Below are 7540 nucleotides of genomic sequence, written 5' to 3'. Positions count from 1 at the left end.
CGTTGATATATAAATGGAAATGACTTTGATTTGGAAGTGTTTTTTAAACGTTCGTTTAATGGACGTCAAATTTCAGGAAATGAAATAGGGAATGAGTTAATAAAAGGGAATGGAAATTTTAAATATTAAATAAGATGCTTAATATACTGAATTACTGTAGATTAAACTGATATACGATGGGTTTTCCAAAATATTTTTATTAAACATTTTGAGGATATAAAAAACAGTCTTATCTTTGCGTCCATTAAACGAACGTTTAAAAAACGCTTTTTGTTTGTAATCCGTTCGTTTATAGTCTCTTACCAGAAGGTAATGACGAACTGCAAAAAAACTGTTGGCAAGAAGGGCACAATGCTTGCTGTATTTTACATAAGGTGCTCGCAAATGATTGAATACCAGGTGTATACCAAGGGTTCAAAGCCCCAGAGGAACACTCTTTTGTGAACAAAACAACGAAAATGGAAACGGATAACGAGGTTGAAGTCTGGCATGCCATGCGTGCCACATACCGCAGGGAGCTTGATGCGGTGCATCTTCTCGAGAAGGAGAACCTCGGCTGTTTTGTCCCCATGCAATATAAGGTAAGTATCCGTAAGGGTAAGAAAGTCCGTACTTTGGTTCCCGTCATCCGTAATCTGGTTTTTGTCCATGCACGTCCTTCCGACGTACAGCGTGTTAAGTCTCAAATTACTTATTTGCAATATATAACCGATACTCGCAGTGGTCAGAAGATAATTATTCCCGACCATGAGATGCAGCGCTTCATCGCCGTTGCCGGAACCTATAACGACCATTTGCTTTATTTCCAGCCCGAAGAGTTGAATCTGTCGAAAGGAACTAGAGTCCGTATTACGGGTGGTGACTTTGCAGGTCAGGAGGGTATTTTTCTGAAAGTAAAGGGTGCACGTGACCGTCGTGTGGTTATAGAGATACAAGGTGTCATTGCTGTTGCCATGGCTACCATCCATCCGGACCTTATAGAAGTGATCGGCTGAATTATAATTCATAATTTACAACTCATAGTTTACAATTCATAATTCAAAAAATGTCCTCCTCCCTTTTCGAAGAAGCAATTAATCTCCAGCGTGCTGCGCACGAACTGATGTATTTAGGTATGGACGGTAGTCCTATCTATAGTGATGACCTTTCCCGCCGCAACGGTGAGGTTTACCGCTTGACTGCGGCTTTGTATGGTTCCAGTGCTCGAGGTACTACTACGGAAGAACAGGCAAACGTCTGTCTTGCTCTCTTGATGGGTTATAACGCATCGTTCATTGACCATGGCGAGAAGCAGGATCACCTCCAGGAGATATTAAACCGTTGTTGGAATCTCCTTGATACCCTTCCCGCTTCGCTGTTGAAACTCCGTCTGCTTACTGCCTGTTATGGAGAAGTGTTCGATGAGCTCCTGGTCGACGAAGCCCGGAAGATTATTTCTTCCTGGGACTCCGCATCGCTCACTGCCGAACAGCAGGAAGCTGTCGAGGAATTCCGGAATGTAGTTGACAATCCCTATCCGTGGGAATATCTTGAGGACTAAAACAGGTGAAAGTTTTCTCGCAAGGCAAAAAAAAATGGAGTGGAGAATGTAAGAGACACGGGAAAAGTTAAAGACATATAGAGCTAAACATACAAGTGATATATTCATGTAATGAGTGAAAAGGATTCCACGCATTGTATTACGAAAAATAGCCTCCAGAGAAACGGATTATATGGCATTTCTGCCAATGAATATAGTAAAATAACTTATTATTTGATTAAAAATATAACTCAAAGTGGGTTATACCCCCTTTAGTAGATGCCCAATATCTATTGAATATCCGGGAAGCGTGGTACTAACTCTTTCATTACTACGCGAAGTAATAAATATAAATCACCTTTGGTTCCACCTTCCCGGATTAGTTTGATTTTTTCAGTGTGTGACATATAAGAATCTAACAAACATTAAATTATGCGTCGAATCTTATTTCTGATTTTATGTCTTTTTATTTTCTTCGGTTCTGCCTATGCCCAGCGCATGTCCGACGAGCAAGTGGTTGAATATGTGAAACAAGCACAGGCAGCCGGAAAATCTCAGAAGCAGATGACTGCCGAACTGTTGCGCCGTGGTGTGACCCGCGAACAGGTGCTCCGCATCAAGGATAAATATGAGAACTCGGGTGTTGCTGTCCCGGGTTCTGAAGCTCCCTCACAGATGCGCAAGCGTTCGGTTGCTGTGGGAGAATCCTACGAGGCTGCCGAACTGGATGACCAGAAAGCGGTTGTTGATGAGAGACTTGAAAGCCAGTCCGCCCCTGAGGCTGCCGGCATACAGATTTTCGGTCATAATCTGTTCCAGAACCGTAATCTCTCCTTTGAACCTAGTGTGAATCTGGCTACTCCGGCAAATTATCGGCTGGGGCCCGGTGACGAGGTGATCATAGATATTTGGGGAGCTTCCGAGAATACCATCCGCCAGACCATCAGTCCCGAGGGTAGTATCCAGGTGAAAGATCTCGGTCCCGTTTATCTGAACGGCATGACTGTTAAAGAAGCCAACGCTTATCTGCAACGGGAACTGTCCAAGATCTATTCCGGTATCGGAGGGGGGGATCCCAATTCACAGATCCGTCTGACTTTAGGCGATATACGTACCATTCAGATTCATATTATGGGTGAGGTCACGGTGCCGGGTACTTATACACTTTCGGCCTTTTCTACGGTTTTCCATGCCTTGTACCGTGCCGGTGGTGTGAATAATATCGGTAGCTTGCGTGACATCCGTCTGGTTCGTAACGGAGAGACGATAGAGCATTTGGACGTCTATGAGTTCATCATGCAGGGCAAGATGAATGACGATGTCCGTCTGCAGGAGGGCGATGTGATTATCGTGAGTCCCTACCAGTCGTTGGTCGAGATAGTAGGTAAGGTGAAACGTCCCATGTATTATGAAATGAAGCCTGCCGAGACGGTTGCTTCCTTACTGAAGTATGCGGGTGGCTTTATGGGAGATGCCTATAAGAAGGCTGTACGCATCATCCGTAAAAGCGGACGTGAACATCAAGTATATAATGTGGATGAGATGGACTATTCCGTATTCCGTTTAGACGACGGTGACTTAATGACGGTTGACGCCGTACTCGACCGTTTTGAGAACAAGGTTGAGGTCAGTGGTGCCGTCTATCGTCCGGGGCTTTATCAGTTGGACGGTGAGGTGAATACGGTGAAGCAGCTGATAAAGAAGGCTGAGGGACTCCGGGGAGATGCTTTCCTTGCCCGGGTCCTTCTGGACCGTGAGCGTGAAGATCTTACGCACGAAATGGTTGCCGTTGATCTGGAGGGTATCATGAACGGTACGGTTTCTGATATACCCCTTCAGAAGAACGACCATCTGTATGTTCCCGGTATCCATGACTTGAAGGAGAGCGAGACGGTCTCCATTTATGGTGAGGTGCTCAATCCCGGTACTTTCCTGTACTCCGATAACTTAACGATAGAGGATATGATTGTCCAGGCGGGAGGTCTTACCGAGGCTGCCGCCACTACCTGTGTGAGCGTGACGCGCCGCATCAAGGATCCCAAGAGTACTGCCTACAGCAGCAAGCTTGCGGAGACATTCACCTTTGACATCAAGGACGGTCTTCTGACGGATGCCGGTAGTTTCTACCTGCAACCTTTCGATGTAGTCCAGGTTCGTCGCAGTCCTGCCTACCAAGTTCAGCGCATGGTGACGGTTGCGGGTGAGGTGCTTTTCAGCGGCAGCTATTCGTTGTTGAAGAAGAATGAACGTCTGAGTGATGTGATAGGTCGTGCAGGCGGAATTACTCCGGCGGCATATATAAAGGGGGGACGTTTGATTCGTAAGCGCAATGATGAGGAACGTCGGCGTGAGACGGATGTACTTCGCATAGCTCAGAGTGGTGAGGGGAAGGATAGCATCTCTGTGGACAAGCTTGCCATCTCTGAGACTTACGCAGTAGGCATCGATATGGAAAAGGCTCTGTTTAATCCGGGAAGTGACTATGACATTGTCCTGCGTGAGGGAGATATCGTTTATATTCCTGAATACGTCAATACGGTGAAGATCAGCGGTTCAGTGATGTATCCTAATACAGTAACCTGGGAGAAAGATGCCAAGCTGAAACATTATATCAATATGGCAGGTGGTTATGGCGAAAATGCGAAAAAGAAGAAAGCATACATCATTTATCTGAATGGTACGGTAGCCCGTGCTAAGAAGAGTGACAGTGATTTAATCCAGCCGGGTTGTGAGATTGTGGTTCCCACGAAGTCTGAGAGGAAGCGTCTCCAGCTTTCCGAGATTATGGGGATGAGCTCCATGACTGCGACGATTGCGGCGATGGTGGCTACGTTGACTAATGCTTTTAAATAATAAATAAGTGGAAGATATAAAAAGAAAGGATGCTGATATGAATGACGGACAACAGAATAAACATCCACAGGAAGAGGAGATTGATTTGCTTGAGCTTGCCTTGAAGGTCTGGGCAGAGCGCAAGTGGATATTGAAGTGTTGCGGCTATGCAGTGATTGTGGGACTGGTGATTGCTTTCAGTATTCCGAAAGAATATACAGCTACAGCTACAATTGCTCCGGAGTTGTCGGATGGAAAGAGTGGGGGAGGATTGTCTTCTCTTGCTGCCATGGCAGGATTTAATATAAATACTTCTTCTGGTGCTGATGCTATCTATCCTGATTTGTATCCCGATATTGTGAGTTCTACTCCCTTTATTACTGGTCTTTTCAATATTCCAGTGAAAGACCTAGAGGGGAAAATAGATACTACACTTTATTGTTATTTGGACGAGTATCAACGTTCTCCGTGGTGGAGTGTGATAACTTCTGCTCCTTTTAAGGTTCTTGGGTGGGTCGTTTCTTTGTATAAGGATGAAGAAGAAAAAGAAGGAATGCAGTTGGACCCTTTTCATTTAACAGTAAGAGAATCCTCTATTACAAAACTTCTGAGTAATAGTATCAGCGTTTCTGTTGACAAGAAGACAGGACTTACTACTTTGTCTGTTACGATGCAGGATGCCCGTATTGCTGCCTGTTTAACAGACAGTGTGATGTGCCGTTTGCAAAATTATGTCACAAATTACCGCACAAATAAAGCTCGTCAAGACTTTGAATTCCAGAAGGGACTTTTTGAACGGAAGAAGAAAGAATATGAAATAGCTCAAGAGAATTATGCAAAGTTTGCCGATGCTAACAAGAATATAATTCTTCAGAGTTACCGTGCTGAACAGGTACGTTTAGAGAACGAGATGAACCTTGCCTATCAGGTTTATACAAGTGTGGCGCAGCAATTGCAGATGGCTGAAGCAAAGGTACAGGAGATTACTCCGGTTTATACGGTAGTCGAACCTGCAACGATTCCTATTCGGGCATCAAAACCAAAGAAAGTGATACTATTGATAGGTATTGTTTGTATGGTTGGTGCTGTTTGTGTAGGTTGGATACTTTTTATAAAAAATGTAGTAGCAGAGTTAAGGAAGAAATAAAGAAAGGATTATCATCAATTCTATATGTTGATTTACTTGCTTTCCTGTGTCCCCCATATAATTATCTTTTGATTGGGATAGTGATAAAGAGAAGTTAGTTAAAAAAGCTATATGTTATGTCTGCAATCTATTATATAGGACATTATGATTTAAAGGATGAGCCTCGTAGTGTTTCACCAGCGGCTGTTACTATGATGGATTATGTAAGTGAAGTGATACAACGAGAAGGCTTTCAATGCAATATTCTTTCTTGTGCTTCTGATGTTGCTTCTCATATTGAAAAGAAAGTTGTCTTAAATGATGGTCGTAAAGTTGTGTTTAAACCTTGTTTTGGTAAAGTAGCAAAAACTAATTTTCCAAAATGGTTGCATTATGCATATAAACGTAAAAAGTCATTATTTCAATTCCTTGACGACCATATAAATGATGGGGACACGGTTATTCTCTATCATTCATTGGTGTATATTGATGCTATAAAAAACTTATTTCCCGGAAAAAAATCATTTGATTATTCAAGTATGTGAAATCTATTCTGATGTAATCAATGATAATCGACAAAAGCAAAGGGAATTAGATTTCTTTAAATTGGCAGACGGTTTTATATTTTCTACGGGCTATCTTGGTAATCTGATTAATATCGATAATAAACCTTCATGTGTATGCTTAGGTATTTACAAAATAGAACATTCATATAGTGCAGCATTCTTAACTAATGATTGTATAAATGTTGTATATGCAGGTACTTTGGACTCTCGTAAAGGAGGTGCAACGGCAGGAGTGTTTTTACCTAAAGATTATACTGTTCATGTGCTTGGATTTGGAAGTCAAGAGGAAATTGACCATATATGTTCAATCATAGAGGAAGCAAATGCTCAAGGTAACGGTAAGGCAATTTTTGAGGGAGTAAAGCGTGGCTCTGAATTTAACCATTTCGTACAAAATTGTAGAATAGGATTAAGTACCTAAGAGCCTACAGCCAAGTTCAACGCTACCTCGTTTCCTTCAAAGGTATTAATGTATATGGCTAATGGACTCAATGTGGTAAGTATTGATATTCCGGCTATCAAGCAATCAGCTGTAAGCCCCACTATAACATTTTACTCAAAACAAGAGCCTGATAAAATAGCAAAAGCAGTTGTGGAGGCTGTATATAATCCTAAAAGTACAACTGAAATCTTAAAGAGGCTAGATAAAGAATTCGGAGAAAAACTTGCGTTTTTGCTTAATTATGAAGTTTAGTAGCATAAATAGGAGGCTGAATACCAACGAACGCATAATAGCAAAAAACGCGGTCGTTGCTATGGTTTTAAGAGGTTTAGGAATTTTTGTGTCTTTTGCCATGACTCTAGCCTTTATATGATATTTTAACAATAATGAGGTGTTGGGACTATGGTTTACGATTCTTTCAGTCTTGATTTGGATTATGAATTTTGATTTGGGGATTGGCAATGGCATAGGAACTTTTTGGTAAAGGCTCTCACGGACAACGACCGCATAGAAGCACGTCGTGTTATTTCTTCTGGTTTTATATCAGTTGGTGTTTTGTCTGCCGTGTTTTTAATCGGAGGCTTGGTATTTCTATATATTATAAATCTGAATAGGTTTTTCAATATATCTCCATTAACAATAACAAACGAGACATTGCTTTGGTCATCAGCACGTGTCTATATAGGTATAGTAATATCATTCTTTCTTACTAATGTAAAGACTGTGTTTTATGCATTGCAAAGTTCGTATATTAACAATATATTATCATTTATATCAAGCATATTAATGCTTATATATGTACTTTTATTTTGATTTACAGATAGTAATGAAGCTTTAAAGGCTATACTTTGGTGTATGCGCTCATTATAAATGTTCCGGTACTGTTGGCAGGTATATGGGTATTTATGAAGAAAATGCGTGACTGTATTCCCACGCTGAGATTTGTTACTTACACTGCAACTAAGAATGTACTATCTTTAGGAATGGTGTTTTTCATGTGTCAGATATTCTACGCCATGATTATGAATACTGATCAATTCTTGATTACCAAATTT

General features: G+C 41.6%; 7 protein-coding genes. All 7 read left to right on the top strand.

Features of this window, described 5'->3' with window-relative positions:
• The first annotated feature begins 458 nt into the window (after positions 1–458).
• Positions 459–995 (top strand): UpxY family transcription antiterminator, encoded by a 537-nt coding sequence (locus DW800_RS13425; RefSeq protein ID WP_057253299.1) that lies wholly within the window; start codon positions 459–461, stop codon positions 993–995.
• A gap of 50 nt (positions 996–1045) precedes the next feature.
• Positions 1046–1540: a UpxZ family transcription anti-terminator antagonist gene (locus tag DW800_RS13420; protein WP_016273536.1), complete on the top strand. Its 495-nt coding sequence runs from the start codon at positions 1046–1048 to the stop codon at positions 1538–1540.
• A 411-nt stretch (positions 1541–1951) separates the two neighbouring features.
• Entirely contained in the window at positions 1952–4372 is a 2421-nt protein-coding gene (locus tag DW800_RS13415; RefSeq protein WP_057281254.1) for an SLBB domain-containing protein, read from the top strand.
• 37 nt (positions 4373–4409) lie between these two features.
• Positions 4410–5498, top strand: a complete 1089-nt coding sequence (locus DW800_RS13410; protein WP_057281253.1) for a Wzz/FepE/Etk N-terminal domain-containing protein — start codon at positions 4410–4412, stop codon at positions 5496–5498.
• Between the two features lie 116 nt (positions 5499–5614).
• Positions 5615–6022 (top strand): hypothetical protein, encoded by a 408-nt coding sequence (locus DW800_RS13405; protein ID WP_057281252.1) that lies wholly within the window; start codon positions 5615–5617, stop codon positions 6020–6022.
• Positions 6003–6464 (top strand): hypothetical protein, encoded by a 462-nt coding sequence (locus DW800_RS13400; RefSeq protein WP_057281251.1) that lies wholly within the window; start codon positions 6003–6005, stop codon positions 6462–6464. Before DW800_RS13405 ends, DW800_RS13400 begins: the two co-directional genes overlap by 20 nt.
• A gap of 54 nt (positions 6465–6518) precedes the next feature.
• Complete coding sequence (locus DW800_RS13395; RefSeq protein ID WP_133303837.1) at positions 6519–6737, top strand: hypothetical protein; 219 nt, start codon at positions 6519–6521, stop codon at positions 6735–6737.
• The last annotated feature ends 803 nt before the right edge of the window (positions 6738–7540 follow it).

This window comes from Bacteroides sp. AM32-11AC, assembly GCF_003603515.1.
Taxonomy (GTDB): Bacteria; Bacteroidota; Bacteroidia; order Bacteroidales; family Bacteroidaceae; genus Bacteroides; species Bacteroides uniformis.
The sequence above is the reverse complement of the archived record's forward strand: the minus strand, read 5'-3'. Positions and strand labels throughout refer to the sequence as shown.